Here is a 19,607-nt window from a genome sequence, read left to right as displayed (position 1 = left end):
TCAGTCCAGCTCCTGCACACCACCACCGGAGACAGTCAGTATCTGACCGCTGACCCAGCTTGCAGCGGGCGAACAGAGAAACAACGCGGCGTTAGCCATATCCTCGGGCTCGCCCAGACGTTTAATGGGTGTGTGCGCCAACATCTTCCTCTCAATGTCGTCGTTCAGCACAGATTTAAGTGCATCGGTGCGTGTAGCACCGGGTGCAACACCGTTCACACGGATTCCCTTTGGACCCAGATCAAAGGCAATATTGCGTACAAGATGACTGGTCGCTGCCTTTGAGGAACCATAGGATGCCATGCGCTGATTCTTGTTCTCGGCAGCCATCGAAGTAACAGCGAGAATCGAACCTCCTCCGGCCTTTTCCATCTCGGGTGCAGCAAGTTGCGCCAAACGAAACAGCGAAAAAACATTCAGCTCATAGGCCCAGCGAAACTCCTCCATCGGCATATCAAACGGTTTTGGTCCGCCACCCCCGGCATTGCCGACCAGGAGGGTCAGCTTCCCGAATGTTTGCACAGTCTGGCTGACCAGCGTGACCAGGTCATCCTCCCTGGTCACATCACATGCCATGCCAGCAGCTTTGCCGCCCCTGGCTTCAATCTCTTTTACGACGGTATTGGCAGTGTCTGAATCAAGATCACTGACCATAACCGCGGCCCCTGCTGCAGCGAACGTCTCAGCGATGGCGCGACCTATTCCGGCGCCGGCTCCGGTAACAACCGCCACCTGGTTATTGAGTGTAAAATCTGCCGGGTTATACATTTTGATGACTCCCCAGTGCTACGGTTTTAAGGGTTAGAATGTAATGAGCGACTCATACAATCCTTTGTGCAGTCTAGTTGCATTTAGTACTTTAAAACTTCTGAACAACTCTGAGGCCTGTTGTGACCACACCTTTTGCTGATGACTTTATTGAAGTGACCACTGCAGAAGCAGCGGTTGATCGTCTTGCTGAGCTTTATGAGCAAGCCACCCGTTCACTGCGCGCCGCACTGAAACAGTATCTTGCGGACCGTCAGCTGCCACCGGATTCCCACTGCAACTTCTGTTACCCGGAGCTGCGCCTGACTTATCGTGTTCAGGGTGAAGCACCCAGTAGCATACGTGCCTACGCGCGGCTCCAGGAACCCGGCGTTTACAGCATGACCGTGACTCAGCCAGAGGCTTTCCGGCGCTATCTGGAGAACCAGCTGGGACTGATCATGAGAGATTTTGAAGTAACGATTGAGGTGGGCCGGAGCCAGGTCAACATCCCCTACCCCTATGTTGTTGATCAGGGCGATGAACTGGGCGCTTACGGCGTCTCCGCCCGCGAACTCTCACAAGTATTTCCCAGTACCGACCTGGCGGCCGCTGACGATGACACCGCCGATGGGCTGCTCGACTGGCAGGAACTTGAGCAGCTGCCCTTATCCTTATTCGATGCCCCCCGCACAGATTTTTCTCTGCGCCGGCTGGTGCACTACACCGGCAGTGACTGGCAACACGTACAACGGTGGATACTGTTGACTAACTACCACCGGTATGTGGATCAGTTTGTGCAGCATGGGCTGGACATGCTGCGGGGCGATTCACGGTTTCAGAGCATGGTTTTGCCCGGCAACGTGGTGATTGAGCGGGGCATGTCTGAAGAAGACATGCAGACGCTGTTGGATTCTGTCGTCTGGCACAGGTTCCAGATGCCGGCCTACCACCTGAAGGCAGATGAGCCGGGCCAGGGTATTACCCTTGTAAATATTGGCGTGGGGCCATCCAACGCCAAAAACATCACCGACCATCTTGCCGTAACCCGCCCGCACTGCTGGCTGATGATTGGCCACTGTGGCGGGCTGCGACAGTCTCAGGTGATTGGTGATTACGTGCTGGCCCATGCGTATATGCGCCGTGACGGCATCCTTGACCAGGTCCTGCCCCCGGACATTCCATTGCCGGCGCTGGCCGAAGTGCAGCAAGTTCTCCAGCAGGCGGCGGCCGAAATCACCGGCGACGAGGGCGACACGCTGCGGCGTCGACTGCGTACCGGTACTGTATTAACGTACGACGATCGTAACTGGGAGCTACGCTGGGCCCAGGAGCGCCCGCAGATTAACCTGGCTCGCGCCATTGCAGTGGATATGGAAAGTGGCACAGTCGCCGCGCAAGGGTATCGGTTTCGTGTGCCTTACGGCACCCTGCTGTGCGTCAGCGACAAACCACTGCACAGTGAGATCAAGTTACCCGGAGCAGCGGGTGCGTTTTACGAGAGTGCGGTTACCCAGCATTTACATATCAGCATCCGTGCATTAGAGATAATGCGCAGTGAGCGCTACACTCTGCATTCGCGCAAACTGCGTAGTTTTGATGAGCCGCCGTTTCGCTGAGCCTGATGCGCCCGGCTCCACAATGGGCGCGCTCCACCTTGCCTCATGTTGCCTGAACATCTGACTCATCCAGGCACACCAGGCCGTGAAGGTGCCAAGTATGACCGCAGCTCCTTCATTTCAGAGTTTCCTGCATGGGTGAATAAAATCGCCAGGCTACTCCACGTAAATCCCGCGCTTTGCCAGCCAAGCTTTATCCAGCACCCACCTTACCGATGTTACATCCGACTCCTTTGTTACCAACTCAGCGGCGCGTGACTGCAGACGCGCCAACTCTACTTGTGCTGCCATCATTTCGTCAGACATGGGATCTTTTTGCTGCAGTTCGGGAAACATCACACGTAGTGATTGAATGACCGACAGCTGGGCCGAGCGTGAACTGCTCATGCGCGCCACGCCATTTTCCAACGTTAGCACACGAAATGGAAAGGGATAGGCGGCCAGCTCTGAATCCGCTTCCAGTACGGAATTGATTTCACCGACGCGGAAGTCGTAGCTGCCTAACCATAAAACAAAACCCACCAGCGCCAGGCCGGCCAACACATACAGATATTTCCGGGTGAAGCTGTCGAGCCCAGTAGTTTTCTCTGTGTTTGTCACTATGCTCTCCCTGATAACCAAATTGGCTGCGTTTGCAGGACAGTACACGCTTGTGTATAAATCCAGTTCCTCGACGACATCGCTGACAAAATGCCTCTCAGCCAGCTACCCGTTCAGGCTCGGGGGAGGGAACAATTCCTGGTCGGGCGAATACGGGCAGGAGGGCGCTCCCATTAGTTTTGCCGCTGCTGAAGACTTTCCACTTATTGTGTTAGAAAGTGGCTTCTGCTGCGCAGACTCCTAATCCAAACAAAGTTTTAATCCACGCGCCCGCGTGGGGCGCGACCCGGGGCGATTATGGGTGCGGCGCTGCACTTCCGGTTTCAATCCACGCGCCCGCGTGGGGCGCGACCGTTTGACGAAGTGGTGATCCACCCACGGTGCAAGTTTCAATCCACGCGCCCGCGTGGGGCGCGACTTTGGGGGTACGGTCTACGGAGCCCCTGTGCCACTGTTTCAATCCACGCGCCCGCGTGGGGCGCGACGGGCAGAGCGTGGCAAGTATTGAGGTGATCTGATGTTTCAATCCACGCGCCCGCGTGGGGCGCGACGCACCGCAAAGGCAATCAAGCGCAGCCAGAACGGTTTCAATCCACGCGCCCGCGTGGGGCGCGACTTGATTCGGCTTCTGCGATGAGATCATGCCCCGCGTGTTTCAATCCACGCGCCCGCGTGGGGCGCGACGGCTCAACATATGGCAGATATCCACGAGAGAGTGGGTTTCAATCCACGCGCCCGCGTGGGGCGCGACCGGAGTTCGAAAAAGAGGCAGAAAACTCGGACTGGTTTCAATCCACGCGCCCGCGTGGGGCGCGACTTGCCGGTATCACTCTACCGGTGTCGGTAAGCCCAGTTTCAATCCACGCGCCCGCGTGGGGCGCGACTCCACAATCGGTGATTATAAATATCACCCCCGCCGTTTCAATCCACGCGCCCGCGTGGGGCGCGACACCGTGACATGTCACGAAAACATAAAAAGGGACAGGTTTCAATCCACGCGCCCGCGTGGGGCGCGACGCGGGGGTGCGGCATGACAGAGCGCCTGAAAAGAGTTTCAATCCACGCGCCCGCGTGGGGCGCGACCTGCAGGCGCAATCCGCCGTGATCGTGGATATTCGGTTTCAATCCACGCGCCCGCGTGGGGCGCGACGATGGCCAGGGACTGCGGCATAAATATCGAAGATGTTTCAATCCACGCGCCCGCGTGGGGCGCGACGGGCGATGTTTGTCAAATGATGGTGTCACTTCAGGTTTCAATCCACGCGCCCGCGTGGGGCGCGACGCTCATCCATTGCCGCTATGGATGACTCCAGATTTGTTTCAATCCACGCGCCCGCGTGGGGCGCGACGCCATGCCGTGGCTCTCATCCGGGAGGTGCGCCAGTTTCAATCCACGCGCCCGCGTGGGGCGCGACGATGCAGGCGCCGTCACTTGATGGCGACGTGATGGGTTTCAATCCACGCGCCCGCGTGGGGCGCGACGTGAGCAAGCAACATGGCAGTCGCAGCTTGAGCAGTTTCAATCCACGCGCCCGCGTGGGGCGCGACAACAAGGGCGGCGGGCAAACGCCCGGCAACCCCTGGTTTCAATCCACGCGCCCGCGTGGGGCGCGACGCCTTCATGAGTGAGTGGTCAACAGACACCCTTGTTTCAATCCACGCGCCCGCGTGGGGCGCGACATCGATGTCGTTGTATATCAAGACCTGCCCCAGGTGTTTCAATCCACGCGCCCGCGTGGGGCGCGACCAGCGCACACCCGAAGCCAGAGCTGCTTTGTGCTGTTTCAATCCACGCGCCCGCGTGGGGCGCGACGAACCCGGACGATGTGGAGATTGAGGTTGAGCCGTTTCAATCCACGCGCCCGCGTGGGGCGCGACACAGCTGATTGCCCGCCATTCAGGCTGGACGATGGTTTCAATCCACGCGCCCGCGTGGGGCGCGACGCCGTCGGCGATGACATCAACGGCTTGCGCGTTCTGTTTCAATCCACGCGCCCGCGTGGGGCGCGACATGCGACCAACGAAACCCGCTCTTGTGATATCTGGTTTCAATCCACGCGCCCGCGTGGGGCGCGACCCGTTAAAGCCCGACTTTGACATATTTACCGGAGTTTCAATCCACGCGCCCGCGTGGGGCGCGACGGCCAGTGGTGAGAGTAGTCCTTCTCGGATTGCGTGTTTCAATCCACGCGCCCGCGTGGGGCGCGACGCCGCTTCGGCATCCAGTTCTCTGACTCGCAGAAGGTTTCAATCCACGCGCCCGCGTGGGGCGCGACCGCTCCAGCGTAACTGATTGAGTTCGAAGGAGCCATTCCTATATTCTCGCTAACACCACCGGCAACTTGAATGGCCGGCTATGCAGAAAGTGCTATAAACACGAAAGGCCAGGCACCATACAGGTCCTGACCTTTCGCTAACATCCCGGATTTTTAATGAGCACTGTCGGTTAGCGATTACAGAATCATCGCATCCCGGAAAATATCCGGAGCTGGCTTTGCTCCATGGTGTTCAATTCGATTTTTCCAGTTCTTTCCCAGTTTATAAAACCTGAGACTATCTTTCTCTTCATTATAGAGACTCAACAGCTCATCCCTTAAAAACGTCCACTGAGCAGCATCAACCTCACATTCAAACACGGAATACTGAACCCGCACGCCATAATCCAGGCACGCTTTAGCCACTCGCCTTAAGCGGCCAGCGCCTTCCGGATCTTCCATTGAAATATCGTAGGTGACCAGAACCATCATGATGAGTTACTCCTAACGCATGACGCACGGTGGGTACTTATCCAAATCCTGTCTGAGGTGGCGGGCCAATAACATTGCCTGAATATGAGGGATAATCCCGATGGGCACTTTTTCTTTAAGGAACGGATGCATTAACTCCTGTTGCTTCCTCTCCTGGTAACTGACGAGCAGTATCTTGCGAGCTTCGTCAGACATTCGGACAGCGCCAGAAGATTCTGTAACAAAATCTTTTGCTCGCAACTGCTTACGATTGATCAGACTCAAAACCAACCGGTCCGCCAGCCAAGGCCGAAACTCCTCGAGCAGATCCTGGGCCAGACTGTCCCGCCCCGGACGGTCTGCGTGCAAAAACCCCACTTGTGGGTCCAGCCCCACGCCATTCAGCGCAGCGCTAATGTCCTGACCAACAATCGCATAAACAAATGACAGCATGGCGTTAACCGGATCGCGAGGTGGCCGCCTGTTTCTGCCAGTAAAATGGAACTCTTCACGGGAGCCGGCATTGATCAACTCTCCGAATACAGCAAAATATCTTGCTGCTGCATCACCCTCAATGCCACGGAGGGAGCTCAGGTTATCAACGTTTTTTGCCAACCGAATGGAGGTTGAAAGATGCTTTATTGCTTGGGATAACGAGTCCGTAACACCATGATTGCGCTGTTGCCTCAATAATACGTTGCGACTTCCTACCAACTTCGCGGCAACGATGGACCGGGCGATTTCAAGACTGGTAGTTTCATCCGCACTGTACTGTGCTCGGCGCAGCAGGACATTCCCCGATCTTCTCCCCTGCAGCCTGCCGTAAAAACGGCCATATTCGGTAAAGAACGCCAGGTTTACGCCTTTCTCTCCGCAAAATCCCATAAGCGCAGGTGAAACAAGGACATTGCCAAAGCAAAACAGTCCGGAAACCGAGTGAATTGGCACCTGCATCAGTTTTTTGCGTTCATGTTCAATGACAACGGTCTCTCGTTCTTTATGCACATAAGAGCCCTGCCGGGTAATGTACAGACTGTTCTGGAGTTTTTTCACTACTCATCCACCTCATTGAACAGATCTTCTACATAGCGGGCACTTCGGTCTCTTCCTAGCAGCTTCGGGTTACACAAATCAAAAAGTGAGCAGGCGTCACACTTCTTTTCATAAACCGCTTTCGGCGTCTGCCCACTAGCAAGCAAGTCCCTTACCCCGCTGATTGCCGCCAACGTCTCCTCCTTCAGTTCGACCGTGAACTCAACCTCATCCCTATGCCGGGTTTGCCAGTACCAAAGCGCGCCCGAGAGAACAGGCTTGCCCTGCATTTCCTCAAGGCAAAGCCCCTGTGCACAAAGCTGAATACGATCCCAGCTGTCCCGTTTGGGCTTGCCTCTTTTATATTCAACCGGCTTCATATTTCCGGTAGAAAGCTCAATCTCTACCAGGTCCAGCTTGCCGGTTATTCCCAGCGACTCTGCACTGACCTGCACACCTCGCTCATACCGAATACCCTTTCGGGTTTCCGGTTCGCCCCGGTCTACACGCTGATGTAACACCTGCCCCTGCGCCGTCAGCCAGTTCTCGGCCCAGACCTGCTCATTGTGTATGAGGGCGCATTGCCGAGGGCAAAAAGCGTAGTGTTGCAACGCAGAAAGCGGTATGAGCTTTTCATCTTGCATAGTCGGAGGCCTTCTATCAGGCGGCAAACTGAATTACTTCCACCTCATGATTCTGCTTTATGGCTTCTTCTGCCATGCTCAGAATTTTTGTGGAAGTAGCATCGTCCAGGTAATACTCACCGCAGTTATCGCAAACCTCAGCGGGCACATTTTTGACAACGATGGTCGCTTCTCCACGGGTCAAAGTGACTGTGGTAGTACCTGGATGGGTCACCCCTGTTTTACAGATTGAACATTTCATTCAGTTTCTCCTGATTTTAAAGTCATCACTCCAGATTTCTGACGACGGCACATAAGCAGTTATCACATAACACTCATTGTTCTCCTGATTCTGTGCAACAACAACATGAACAGGCTTATCGCTCACCCACCCAAGCCGCAACTCACTGGGGTACGGCTTATCATCAGGGTAGCCGATTATCGTTTCTCCAGTCTGAATAGTGAATATGACTTCCTCGGTAGACAACTTTCTATCAAACATTCGCCTGAGCGCGTGGCCACTGAACTTGACTGATGTGCATTGCTTCATCCTTGAAATCAACTCCTGAATATCAATACTTTATCGGGCAGACACTTCGACTAGTCCAGGTATTTGGCCAGCTTTACCCCGGCTGGCAATTTCTCTTCATTAATAGTCACCTCATAATCACTGAAGTCACGGGCAGGGCCTTCTGTTTTTCGCTTCACATCAATCAGTTCAAACAGCTTTCGGGCCGGAGCATTCCCAAGCGCTGAATCATGCTTAAACACCAACAAGGCACAGGGTGACATTTCTCCCCGGCTGGCTGACCGGTCGTGATCAAACATATTTACAAGTGCTTCCCAGAACAGCTCAAGATCTTCTTCGCCAAAGCCGGTCTGCCTGGCCAAATTTGCCGAGATGAAACCGTGGCAACGATAAAGGCCATAGGGGATTGTGAACTTTCGACCCATAGTGCGATTGTCACCACTCTGGGCTTCGGCTTCTTTTTCGGTGGTTACGGCCATTCTGGTAATGCTGTGCTCGGCACTCACCACAGGCTCGACGCTCCGGGCGAAATTCATTTGAACAGGTCCTCGAACCTGACCAGTATTCACGTCGGTAGACATCACGGCACCAAATGTTCGGATATCAAAGAAGTTCTGACACATCCATTGGGTTACATTTCTGGCATCTTCTTCTTTCTTGGGTAGCTTCTTTGATGTATGTTTTAACTCAAGTGCTTCATATGCTCTCAGGTTGTTTTTGTTCAGTACCGCCTTTTCCTTGATATAAATCTCGAATGGCGGGGTTTCTTCTTTTACCATTCCAACATAGTTGCGGACCTTGCGCTTCAGGCACACATCTGTGACCAGTCCTTGCCCTGTTTCGGCATCCACACGCGGAAGGTTGCCAGCATCCGGGTCTCCATTCGGGTTGCCGTCTTTCACATCGAAGAGGTATACAAACTCGTAACGGTTGTTCAGGCTCATGCTTCAACTCCTTCAGATTCATGAGGTATTTCGTCTTTAGCTTGCTTGGTGAAAAGCGCCTGGCGTTGATGGTAATAGCCAATGGCGAATAGCCCCTGCTGTTCAAGACTGAGGTGGGCTGGAAACTCGTTTATATCCGCCATTATTTCAGCAATGCGTTTTTCCGCGACCACTCGCTGGCCTTGGTGAGGCAGCTTTTTCAAATGGTGGGCATGCAGCCTCATCAAGGTGCCAAACACCGATTTTGGATTGCAGCTGGCGCTGCTGTAGTAACGATCACGGATGGTCGCGTTGAGTCCCGGATTGGCATCTGATTGCAGCTTTTCCAGCACGGCAAACAGACATCCCAGACGATAACCAATCCGCTTTTCTTCAGGGTTGTAGGCCATGGTCACTTCCTTATTGATGTGATTCTGATGACGGTAAGAGCGGTTCAGGAAGGCTTTGATTAATCGCGCCCGGTATGGCGAAACCTCGCCCTGCTCAGCTTTGATGCGCTTGATGATGCTTTGCATAAGGCTCGCCGGTAAAGGCAACCCCATGAGGATCGTCCGCACCGTTTCACCCACCAGATGAGGTGGCAGGTTTTCATCTTTCCCAAGCAGCGCCGTTGATCGCAGTAGTGGTTTTAACGGTGGGTAATCTTCATTTTTGCTGGCAATTTCTATATCCCGGAACCACTGGGCCAATTGTTGGCTGAATTCAGCAACAGTACCTACCTGCCAAAAGCGCACCGCAATCCGGGCCGCGTTGGGGGATAAACCCAGAAGGTAAAAGCGTTCTGTGCCAGAACCTTTCATAAAGGCACTTGTGTGAATACTCTCAAGCAGTTGTCTGACAGCTCGGGTACCTTTATCCGGGTCATCTTTGGATGCATCGTTAAAGAATGCCTGGAAATTATTTTCAAGCAAGTTGTCGCCTGACGACCACCAGACCACTGAGGTGTCGTTAAGCTGGAGCCGTTGAGGACTGTTGGTTCGCAACAGCTGATTGAGGGCCGTGGTATATTTAAAAGCTGCTTCTTCGCCTATTGGCGCATTGTTACCTTTGTCCTTTCCCCAGGAATTGAAGGAGTCGATATTGAAGGACACTATATTGGCGCCGGCCATCTGGGCTCCCCAAACGCCTTTTACGGCCGGGTGCAGGCGTGCAATTTTGGTTTGCTCGCCGGTTACCAGGCAGATCCCATCCTGGTTTTCAGCATCCAGGGGCTGCTCAGCAATCCATTGCCGAACACCTGGCGATTGACAGACAAGATAGTTCTCAGTACTCAACTGAAACGTGAGATTACACCCGGAAATTTTCAGGCATTCCTGAAACTCGGCAGACTGTCGGACTTTTTCTTTTTCAGCCTCGCCATGCAGAAAGTCGTGAACGGCTCGGACGCCCTCATCGTTCGGTAAGTCGGCATACAGCCGGTCCACAAGATCCACGAAAGCCTGATGCTGCTTTTCCGCCATGCTCACTTCTTTCGCAGAGGGTGTCGTCCCCGGCCTGGTTACTTTTGGCTGGCCCAACACATAACCAAAATGATCCCAGAGGCAGTAAGCCGTTTCATATGACTTGGCACCAGTGCGTTTGGTCCCTTGAGGAACCGTGAATGTCTTCGCGATGGCCTTGCCTTTTTCCTGGAACTCGCGGGTGTCCTTTAACTGAACAAATTTACCGTCCGGGCTTAACACGATGACAAACGGAATTTCCTTTTCCTGAAACCCTAAGGGTGGTAAAGGGTTTCCTGCTGCTTGTCTTCGGTCGTAGTATTCGCAAAGGGCCTGAAGGATCATCCCCTAACCTCCCCACTATGTCGGTCAGGCACTTCCACCACGCCATTTTTCATTTTTGCCCGAAAGAACAAAGGCTGCGGTGAAGTCGGATCAGAATAATCGAGGTCATACAGCATGAACCCAAAATCTGGTGATTCCTGAATGGGGTCAGGACCGTCTGCGGCATCCACCAGAGTGAAGTCGCAACTGAATTCACGACATCCCAGATAAGGCTGGTTGAAGCACTGCCCTTTTTCGGCGCGACGCCGGAACATATCCGCAAATTTCGCCGCAGAATCCTGGGGACCAGCATTTTCTGTCAGTTGAAACTCACCGTGGAGTCGGTAGCGCACATCTTTCAGAAGCAGGCTGGCCCGCTGCTGACGCTGTTCGTCTACGTAAATACCCAAGTGCCCTTCCCCACTATTCATGGCCGTCTTCGCCGTTCGCGTGGACACTATGGATTCCACTTCATTACGCCGTAGGTTCATCCATTTAATAGGGTTAAGCACTTCTATTTTGGTTATCTGCCACTGAATAGCCGGTTTCCACAAAATCGCCTCAAAAATAGCCCGCGCGGCCGACGGAGTGATCACGTCGTAGCTCACCCGCTCTACCTTCATTTCTGGCCTTGTAAAGCAGGCGAACTCTCCACTGACTTCCAGGCAAAATGCCATAAGGCCTCCTATATAACGGTTGATTCAGCAGGGATCAGGCTGTCCGGTGCCTGAACGCCCCAAACCGAGTGGTAGTGACTGGACTCAACAACAAATTTCCCGGCTCTCTCGTAAATAGCTCCCATTCCATATAGCTGTTTCGCAAGTGACTCCGGCAATGTAACGCTGTATCTCTGTAATTTCCGGTGAACCCACTTCAAAGAGCCATCCTGCTCCAGCATAGTCAGCCATTGGTCGATAGGTGTTTCTTCATACCGGTCGGGGCAGAAAGGAACAATAACCCCAACGCCCACATCATTAATGAGCCGAAATTTGTCTGCCGCTTCCCGAAACTGAATACCCAGAGGCGTATCGGGAGTGTTGTCCGCTTTTAAAAGCTGGCAAATCCCATGCTTGTCACGATCGCCCTGAGCATTGAGATCGCTAAAAAAGGCCTGTATCGCTTGGGGACTCAGTGGATCGCCCAACTGCCCACTACGCAGCAGCTTTGTTGTTACTTGTGCAGCTTGCCTCAGAAAACCAGGTGGAGGGAGCTGTTCTGGCTGAAACACCACAACGCGCCCACAGGATAAGCGCCCTTCACGGTTACAGCGTCCTGCCGCCTGAGCGATGGAGTCCAGGCCCGCCATGGCGCGATAAACAACGGGGAAGTCCACATCTACCCCAGCCTCAATCAGTTGGGTGCTGACGACGCGCAGGGGACATGTTGATCCCGCCTGGCGTTCAGAGAGCTTGTTACGAATTTCCTTTAAAACACCGGAGCGATGTTCGGCACACATATTTGCAGAGAGATGATAAGTATCGCCGTCGTCGGGAAGCAGCCCAAAGAGGGTTCTCGCATCCTGACGCTTGTTAACCACCACCAGAGCACATGGCTCTCCCGACAGTTGGTTAGCCAGTGACTCCCAGGATGTTGTTTCGTCTGGGTCTGACGGCATTTCTATTTCTACTCGCTTCAGCTCGCTCGCAAGCTGCGCAGGCTCCGGAATTATTTCCCGGACCTTACCCAGTCCTGTATGCAAGACTCTGCCAAAGGGGTCTGCTTGCTTGCCCAGATCCGGCTGAGTGGCTGTACACAATAACCAGGTCACACCAAAGTAATCAGCCATCTGCTGCATCACTCGAGTGATGGGCTCATGAAAATCTCTGGGTATTTGTTGCGCCTCGTCCAGAACAATCACGCTGTTCACAATGTTATGCAATTTTCGACAACGGCTGGTTCGGCTGGCAAACAATGACTCGAATAGTTGAACGTTGGTGGTAACAATCAACGGCGCATCCCAGTTTTCAGCAGCCAGCCTTGAGCCTGCACTTTCTGCGGCCGGGTCGACATCAAGACTGCTGTGGTGCTCGAGAACAGCAGTCTCGCCAAGAAAATGACGAAATACGCTGGCATTTTGTTCTATGATGCTGGTGAACGGAATCGCATAGATAATCCGGGACTTTCCATGCAGTCTGGCATGCTCCAGGGCAAACCCAAGGCTGGCGAGAGTCTTTCCGCCACCGGTAGGTACCGTCAGGCTGAAAAGCCCTGATACTTCAGCCGCACTGTGATGGCAGGCATCAAATATCGTTTTCCGGGTTCTGTTCAATGGCGTGTCATCTGCGTTTGTTTGCAGATCTTTCATTTTCTTGAAAAATACAGGATGAAGCTCCGACAACGTAGGCAACTGCTTTCGTTGCCCAACTCGCTCTGGAGCCATATAACTCTCAGTATCCAGAAAATCTGCATCCACCAGGCAGGAAAACAATAACCGCATCCAGAGGCTGATGGAATCTGGATCTCTGGCCGGGGCAGGAATTGCGGGTTGGTCAGCGATCAGAAGATGCTCGGGGATCTCAACACTCATCGCCTCAGAGTATTCGTCTCCTGCGTTCTGTAAACGAAACTGCAGGGAGCCCTGGTTCCCAAGCCAGTCAGGCAATCCCGCGTGATGCCCGGCAATGAGGTACGCAATGATATGGCCTGGCACCGATGGCCACTGGTTAATCGCGTGAACCGCACCTGCCGTCGAATGCGTCACTCTTTTTGGCCCTTCGACATGGGCGTTCTCACGCTCGTAGCCGGATGCATCGCGAATGTATTGCTGGAAAGCGGGACGAAATTTCCCAAGGTCATGCCAAAGGCCTGCAGCAGTTCCCCAGCCAGCCGATTGGAATTCATCTGCTTTCGCACCACTGAGCTTTGCAACTTTATGGAGATGAGCCTCCAGTACATGAGGCTCCAGCCAGCCTTCACCGTGCTCGTCCATTTTCACATGCGCGACATAATCGCACTCATGCAACATTCTCATTTAGTCCCCCGAAACTTATACCTGCTGCCCGACCACTGCGTGATTTCTCACGAAAAGACAGTCTGGGCCTCTGGTTCATTCATTTGGGGGTTGGCTTTGCGGGATCGACTAGGCTGAATAGAAATCCAATCAAAACAGCTCACGTACACTCCTTCCTTGTAATACCATCTACCGTCCGACCACACTAGCTACATATCTTTTGTTTTTCCACTTGTTGAACAACAATTTGCCACCGCCTTTATGGCGATGGCACAGTGAACAATCCTCTTACCGTATCGTTACGGCACCCCTTAATTTATTTAGACTGCTCATCCCACGGATGCACAGGCATAACAGCTTCGCTGGTTTCTGCATCAAAAGAGCTGCGGAAATAATCCATGGCTTTCTCGGCCTCGCTCAGTTCGTCAAAGCGGGCGATGTGGTAAATTGCCTCACCTTCGTTTACCAGCGGCAGATTATTTACGCAGATCACAATCCCCGAACAAGGCGAGGTGATCGCGGTTTCAGACTCACCAAACGGGTTAGCGACGATGGCCAGCTTCTGGCCTTTACGGACTTTCTGGCCCAGCTGGGCAACGGGGCGCATAATGCCGTCGGTATCGGTTCTCACCCACTGTGAGTTTGCCGCTATTTCAGAGCGCTTTTTCGATGCTTTGGGGCTTTTCTTTCTGGGCACCATTTCCAGTTCACGCATTACCCGCATCACGCCCTTTACACCGCTTCCGATCACAACACCGTCAAAGCGCAGGGCTTCGCCGCCCTCAAATGTAATCACCGGAATATCCCTGGAGTCGGCGTAGGCTCTGAGGCTGCCATCGCGAAGCCCGGAGTTGATAATAACCGGCGCTCCGAAGGCTTCTGCCATGCGTGTGGTTTCCGGGTTTTTCAGTTGGGCCCGGATCTGTGGAAGGTTGAAGCGGTGCATTGCGCCTGTGTGCAGGTCGATAATGTGAGTCACCTTTTCCATGATCTGCGTGCGCAGCAGGTAAGCTATTCTGGCCCCCAGTGAGCCGGACTCAGTGCCCGGAAAACAACGGTTCAGGTCGCGGCGGTCCGGCAGGTACCGAGTACGCTGCACAAAGCCGAAAATATTCACAATCGGCACCGCAACCAGAGTCCCGCGCAAATGCCGCAAGGCAGAGTTGTTCAGAACCCGGCGAATGATTTCAACCCCATTGATTTCGTCACCATGAATGGCCCCGCACACCATTAACACCGGGCCATCACGGCGGCCATGAACAACCTCAACCGGTATATTCAGGGGTGTGTGGGTGTAAAGCTTTGCTACCGGAATCTCCACCATTTCCCGGCTTCCGGGTTCAACCTGGTGTCCTGCAATTTCAAATGGGCCTCTGGCCATAGGTTACCCTCTGCCGCCCTTGGTGCGGGTTTTCCAGGGCTTCTGGTTTTTTTCGATCCAGTCCACGATCATTCCCGCGACATTCTTGCCGGTTGCATTCTCAATGCCTTCCAGGCCCGGTGAAGAGTTCACCTCCATAACCAAAGGCCCGCGGCTGGAGCGCAGCAAGTCCACACCGGCCACATTCAGTCCCATGGCTTTGGCCGCTGTAATGGCCGTTTTACGCTCGGCCGGCGTAATTCGCACCAGGGAGGCGCTTCCGCCCCGGTGCAGGTTGGAACGGAATTCTCCCTCTGCACCCTGACGCTTCATGGCGGCAATTACTTTGTCCCCAATCACAAAACAACGGATATCGGCACCGCCTGCCTCTTTGATGAACTCCTGCACAAGAATGTCGGCTTTGAGGCCCATAAACGCCTCAATCACACTCTCTGCCGCTTTGCGGGTTTCCGCCAGCACCACACCAATGCCCTGGGTTCCCTGCAACAACTTGATAACCACAGGGGCTCCGCCCACCATTTTCAGCAGCTCAGGCACGTTATCGGGCTTGTTTGCAAAGCCGGTTACCGGCATGCCCACGCCTTTGCGGGCAAGCAACTGCAAGGAACGTAATTTATCCCGGGAGCGGCTGATGGCAACCGATTCATTCACCGGGAACACACCCATCATTTCAAACTGGCGCAGCACTGCCGTTCCATAAAAGGTAACGGAGGCACCGATGCGGGGAATGGCCACATCAAAACCTTCCAGAACTTCCTCGTGATAATGAATCTGGGGATTCGCGGAGGTAATGTTCATGGAACAGTGAAGACAATCGATTACCTTCACCTCATGACCACGATTAACCCCCTCTTCCACCAGACGCCGGGTGGAATACAAATGCCGGTTACGGGACAGGATTGCTATTTTCATGTATCGGACCTTGAGGCCGGCTCCCCGGCCATATAGGAAGCTTCAGGGTAAACCATTGCGCGGCCGGCCATTGCCGTGCGTCCGAGCAACATGCGAAAACGCATGGTATCGCGGTTGGTGAGGGTCATCTCAACAGGCCAGCGCTGGTCGCCAACAATCAGGGTTGTCTCGATGACCAGGCGCATTTCTTTATGGCCTCCGGAATCGGATACATCGCGCTCATCCAGCACCCGGGCATCACACTCAACCACCTCGTGCATATTATTCTGTACCGGGTGAACCCAGAATTTCACCCGACGCTCGCCATCCCGGGTGTAGGGTTCCATACGGAACGTATGCAGGCAGGAAGTACGCGCTCCTGTATCCACTTTTGCCTTGATGCGGCTAATGTCCAGATCTGGCAGAGCCACCCACTCACGCCAGCCCAGACCAACTTTATTATCAGCGGGTGTGGGCCCTACGGTTTTGGTGGCTTCAATCGTTTTTTTCGACATCCAATGGTTCCTTTTCAGTGGACTTTTCCGGCGCCAGCAATTGCACTCGGAATGGCTCGGAATGGCTGCCAGCATAAATACTGGTATGCGGGAAGGGTATTTCTATGCCGGCTCGGTCGAGGGCTTTCTTTGTTGCTACCAGCATACCGCTTTTACCTTCAAGTACTTTGTTTTTTGGCACCCAGAAGGAAAACTGCAGATCCACCGATGAAGGGCCAAAGGCGGTGACCAGCACAAAGGCTTTGGGCTCTTCCAGGCAGAGAGGGTTCCTTTTTGCCAGCTCCAGCAACAGGCCTTCTACTTTCTCGGCATCTTCGGCGTAGGCAATCCCGACCTTAAGATCAATTCTGCGAACCGGAAACCGGGAGCGGTTAACCACCGGCGTCTTGATCAGCGTTTCGTTGGGGATGCGCACATACACATTATCTCTGGTACGAAGCTTTACGCTGAGCATATCAATGCCCACCACTTCCCCCATGATGGACTCCACTTCAATGAAATCACCAATTTCAAAAGGCTTTTCAACAAGCAGAAATAACCCGCTGATCATATTGGAAGCCGATGTCTGTGATGCAAAACCAATGGCTACCGTAAGAATCCCCGCCGCACCCAGCACCACATCCAGCGAAAATCCTGCTTCCCGAAGAGCCGCAACACCAAACAGCAGAAAGATGGCATAGAAAACCAGCCGCCGGACCATGACAGTATGATGCCGGGAACTGCGTTTCAGCATTACGTTGGTCACACTGCGCCCGGCCACTGACGCAAGAAAAGCTCCAAGCGCCAGCAGAAAACCGGCACTGACCCACTGTCCCCAGGCTATATCGGTAAACACACTCATTGCCCCTTTTTAAAGTTCTAGCCGAACACCCGGTCAAGAGCCCGTACCAGACGCCCCCTGACAGTTTTTTCCCGGGCCGGCGCCACTTGTCGGCAAGGCCCGGCCACCGCCGGCAACTTCTGGTCTACATGCAGGTTTGCCGCATTCATATCGGTTGTTACTTCCACAACCACTCCCGGTGTCCAAAGCTGGCCACGCTCATTCTGGTGCAGTGACAGCAAAGGTGTCGGCAGACTGAAGCGCTCCAGAACCAACGGCTGCGCCCTGCGATTAATGATTGTAACCGCTGTGGTGGCCCGCCAGGATCGCTTCGGTAGTGCCTCCAGTACCAGGCGGCCAAAGTTTGACGAGGCGTAGCACAGCTCCCCCTCCATGGTATTTTTCCCCACCCAGGTAAGGGATGGGATTTCCAGAGAAATTTCTGTCAGAGGTGTCTGATTATCCCCCGCACACACTTTCATCCAGACAACCGTTCCAAGGTAAATCGTACACTGTGTACCGCCGGGAATAGTCAGCGGGTGGAAAGGCCGGACCACCGTCGGAAGATCTGCCACTGCGGGTATGAAGGTGACTGTTGATGCGTCCCCTTCCCGAACAAAGCGTTCCAGCGAGACACTGGCAGCAGGCAGCTGGTGGCCTATGGACTCGGACCAGCCGGTTGGGGCTGTTTCCGGCTCCCGGGTTTCGGAACGCACCTGCCACTCCTTGTCTAACAGCGTTACCCATAGCCGCACATGCCCAAGCTTATGGTACTGAGTCTCCCCGGGGGACAGCTCGTACGGCTGTGCCCAGATACCCTCACGCCGGTCTGCAGTTTCATTAACCATAAACGCTGTACGTCCCTAACGTAGACAGGTGATAAACTTGGCTCCACTATAATCCAATCAGTAATCCCGGGCGACCATCCACACCCCATACGGAACACTATATGACACATCTGGTCTGGTTCAGAAATGACCTGCGAACAGCCGACAACGTTGCTCTTATTGCGGCCTGCAAAACAGCCTCCCGGCCGGATAACGCCTCTGGCGTTCGGGCCTGTTTTATCCTCACGCCGGCTCAGTGGCAGGAACACGACTGGTCACCGGCACGGGTGCATTTTGTGATTGCCCACGCCAATGCCCTGGCTGCGGAGCTGGCGAAGCTTGGCATTCCGCTTTCTTTTATTTATGCCCAGCGGTTCTCTGACAGCCTGTCGGCGCTGGAACATCATTGCCGCCAACATGATGTGTGCCAGATTCATTTCAATGAAGAGTACGGCTTTAATGAGCGCAGGCGCGACAAAGCCCTGAAGCACCGCTTTGACCAGCTGGGCATAGCAACCCGTAAATACCGCGACCAGACTGTGGCGCCAGTGGGTGATATTCTCACAGGTCAGGGCCAGCCTTACTCCGTATTTACCCCATTCTCCCGGCGCTGGCGCAGCTGGATTGAGGAAGCCCTGCCAGCACCCCACCCGGTGCCACCGCCCCGGCATACTGATATTAAGCCAGAACGCATAATCGACATACCCGAGGCCTTTAAAGTGGCGCCGCCCGCCCTGGTAAAAACCGGTGAAGACGCCGCCCACGCACAACTGGAACGTTTCCTTAATGAAGACGGCAGTGCTTACAAGGAGCAAAGAGATTTCCCCGCTTTTAATGCCACCAGTCTGCTCTCCCCATACCTGGCCAACGGCGTTCTCTCAGGACGTCAGTGCCTGAGTGCTGCCCGGCAAGCACTGGCGATGGGCGGCAACCCCGAAGGCCTGCAGACCTGGATCAACGAAATCGCCTGGCGCGATTTCTACATCCACACTCTGTACCACTACCCGCGCGTCAGCATGCACCGTGCCTACAAACCGGAAACCGAAGCATTACAGTGGAACGACCCGAAAGACCACTTCGAAGCCTGGAAAACCGGTAACACCGGCATTCCGTTGGTAGACGCCGCCATGCGTCAGCTCAACCAGACCGGCTGGATGCACAACCGCCTGCGCATGGTCACCGCCATGTTCCTCACTAAAAACCTGTTCATCGACTGGCGGCTGGGCGAGGCTTACTTCATGTCAAAACTGGTAGATGGCTTTCTGGCATCCAACAACGGCGGCTGGCAATGGAGCGCTTCCACTGGCACAGACGCCGCGCCCTACTTCCGGGTGTTCAACCCGGTTACCCAAAGCGAGCGTTTTGATCCAAAGGGTGAGTTTATCCGGGAGTGGGTGCCAGAACTGGCAAAACTGGATAACAAGCGTATTCACGATCCGTCTAAAGGCGGCGTTATCCCCGGAGGCTACCCAAGGCCGATCGTTGACCTGAAGGAAAGCAGAAAAGAGGCAATAGCAAAGTTCCAGGCACTAAAAAACTAGGCGGAGCAACCAATGCAGAAGCGGGTGTGGGAAGGGCTCTCCAAAACCGTGCGGAGCCAGGGATGGCGGAGCCGAGCGTACACGGACGTATTTACAGCG

18 protein-coding genes and 1 CRISPR repeat array are annotated in these 19,607 nt (G+C 54.3%); of the genes, 2 read left to right on the top strand and 16 right to left on the bottom strand.

The genetic code is table 11. The features are described from left to right. Nucleotides 1–768 carry a 7-alpha-hydroxysteroid dehydrogenase gene (gene hdhA, locus FFI95_RS11505; protein WP_144822683.1) on the bottom strand — a complete coding sequence of 256 codons (768 nt, stop codon included), beginning with the start codon at nt 766–768 and terminating at the stop codon, nt 1–3. Nucleotides 769–890: 122 nt separating this feature from the next. Here hdhA and FFI95_RS11500 point away from each other — a divergent pair, with 122 nt between their 5' ends. Then, nucleotides 891–2,366, top strand: coding sequence for an AMP nucleosidase (locus tag FFI95_RS11500; protein ID WP_144822681.1), 1,476 nt, complete (start codon nt 891–893; stop codon nt 2,364–2,366). A gap of 156 nt (nt 2,367–2,522) precedes the next feature. Here FFI95_RS11500 and FFI95_RS11495 read toward each other — a convergent pair whose 3' ends face one another. The 15 genes from FFI95_RS11495 to FFI95_RS11425 all read right to left on the bottom strand — a co-directional run bounded on the left by FFI95_RS11495 (nt 2,523) and on the right by FFI95_RS11425 (nt 17,988). Next, the gene (locus FFI95_RS11495; RefSeq protein ID WP_144822680.1) at nt 2,523–2,966 is read right to left on the bottom strand and encodes a hypothetical protein; all 444 of its coding nucleotides are present in this window, start codon (nt 2,964–2,966) and stop codon (nt 2,523–2,525) included. A gap of 254 nt (nt 2,967–3,220) precedes the next feature. Continuing rightward, a CRISPR array of direct repeats spans nt 3,221–5,242; the repeat unit is 32 nt; unit sequence GTTTCAATCCACGCGCCCGCGTGGGGCGCGAC. Between the two features lie 177 nt (nt 5,243–5,419). Beyond that, nucleotides 5,420–5,713 carry a CRISPR-associated endonuclease Cas2 gene (cas2, locus tag FFI95_RS11490; protein ID WP_144822678.1) on the bottom strand — a complete coding sequence of 98 codons (294 nt, stop codon included), beginning with the start codon at nt 5,711–5,713 and terminating at the stop codon, nt 5,420–5,422. 12 nt (nt 5,714–5,725) lie between these two features. Next, nucleotides 5,726–6,745 (bottom strand): type I-C CRISPR-associated endonuclease Cas1c, encoded by a 1,020-nt coding sequence (gene cas1c, locus FFI95_RS11485; RefSeq protein WP_144822676.1) that lies wholly within the window; start codon nt 6,743–6,745, stop codon nt 5,726–5,728. After that, entirely contained in the window at nt 6,745–7,368 is a 624-nt protein-coding gene (gene cas4 / locus FFI95_RS11480) for a CRISPR-associated protein Cas4 (RefSeq protein ID WP_144822675.1), read from the bottom strand. Before cas4 ends, cas1c begins: the two co-directional genes overlap by 1 nt. Before the next feature lie 16 nt (nt 7,369–7,384). Then, the gene (locus FFI95_RS11475) at nt 7,385–7,609 is read right to left on the bottom strand and encodes a type II toxin-antitoxin system MqsA family antitoxin (RefSeq protein WP_144822673.1); all 225 of its coding nucleotides are present in this window, start codon (nt 7,607–7,609) and stop codon (nt 7,385–7,387) included. Then, entirely contained in the window at nt 7,610–7,897 is a 288-nt protein-coding gene (locus FFI95_RS15595; RefSeq protein ID WP_144822672.1) for a DUF4258 domain-containing protein, read from the bottom strand. 50 nt (nt 7,898–7,947) lie between these two features. Then, on the bottom strand, nt 7,948–8,820 hold the full coding sequence (gene cas7c / locus FFI95_RS11465) for a type I-C CRISPR-associated protein Cas7/Csd2 (protein WP_144822670.1): 873 nt from the start codon (nt 8,818–8,820) through the stop codon (nt 7,948–7,950). After that, nucleotides 8,817–10,604: a type I-C CRISPR-associated protein Cas8c/Csd1 gene (gene cas8c / locus FFI95_RS11460; protein WP_144822668.1), complete on the bottom strand. Its 1,788-nt coding sequence runs from the start codon at nt 10,602–10,604 to the stop codon at nt 8,817–8,819. The genes cas7c and cas8c overlap by 4 nt, the downstream gene beginning before the upstream one ends. Then, complete coding sequence (cas5c, locus tag FFI95_RS11455) at nt 10,601–11,260, bottom strand: type I-C CRISPR-associated protein Cas5c (protein ID WP_144822666.1); 660 nt, start codon at nt 11,258–11,260, stop codon at nt 10,601–10,603. Before cas5c ends, cas8c begins: the two co-directional genes overlap by 4 nt. 8 nt (nt 11,261–11,268) lie before the next feature. Beyond that, nucleotides 11,269–13,554, bottom strand: a complete 2,286-nt coding sequence (gene cas3 / locus FFI95_RS11450) for a CRISPR-associated helicase Cas3' (RefSeq protein WP_246069503.1) — start codon at nt 13,552–13,554, stop codon at nt 11,269–11,271. A 295-nt stretch (nt 13,555–13,849) separates the two neighbouring features. Continuing rightward, complete coding sequence (locus tag FFI95_RS11445) at nt 13,850–14,914, bottom strand: succinylglutamate desuccinylase/aspartoacylase family protein (RefSeq protein ID WP_144822664.1); 1,065 nt, start codon at nt 14,912–14,914, stop codon at nt 13,850–13,852. 3 nt (nt 14,915–14,917) lie between these two features. After that, nucleotides 14,918–15,826 (bottom strand): 30S ribosomal protein S6--L-glutamate ligase, encoded by a 909-nt coding sequence (rimK, locus tag FFI95_RS11440; RefSeq protein ID WP_144822661.1) that lies wholly within the window; start codon nt 15,824–15,826, stop codon nt 14,918–14,920. Further along, the gene (locus FFI95_RS11435) at nt 15,823–16,320 is read right to left on the bottom strand and encodes an ATP-dependent zinc protease family protein (protein WP_144822659.1); all 498 of its coding nucleotides are present in this window, start codon (nt 16,318–16,320) and stop codon (nt 15,823–15,825) included. The genes rimK and FFI95_RS11435 overlap by 4 nt, the downstream gene beginning before the upstream one ends. Beyond that, nucleotides 16,301–17,161: a mechanosensitive ion channel family protein gene (locus FFI95_RS11430; protein ID WP_144822657.1), complete on the bottom strand. Its 861-nt coding sequence runs from the start codon at nt 17,159–17,161 to the stop codon at nt 16,301–16,303. The genes FFI95_RS11435 and FFI95_RS11430 overlap by 20 nt, the downstream gene beginning before the upstream one ends. A 17-nt stretch (nt 17,162–17,178) precedes the next feature. Next, on the bottom strand, nt 17,179–17,988 hold the full coding sequence (locus FFI95_RS11425) for a hypothetical protein (protein ID WP_144822655.1): 810 nt from the start codon (nt 17,986–17,988) through the stop codon (nt 17,179–17,181). Between the two features lie 101 nt (nt 17,989–18,089). Here FFI95_RS11425 and phrB point away from each other — a divergent pair, with 101 nt between their 5' ends. Next, a complete protein-coding gene (gene phrB, locus FFI95_RS11420; RefSeq protein ID WP_144822653.1) occupies nt 18,090–19,508 on the top strand; it encodes a deoxyribodipyrimidine photo-lyase in 1,419 nt (472 codons plus the stop codon). Nucleotides 19,509–19,607: the final 99 nt, after the last annotated feature.

This window comes from Marinobacter piscis (assembly GCF_007671655.1).
GTDB lineage: Bacteria > Pseudomonadota > Gammaproteobacteria > Pseudomonadales > Oleiphilaceae > Marinobacter > Marinobacter piscensis.
Note: the sequence above shows the minus strand (reverse complement) of the source record. Positions and strands in the feature narration are given on the sequence as shown.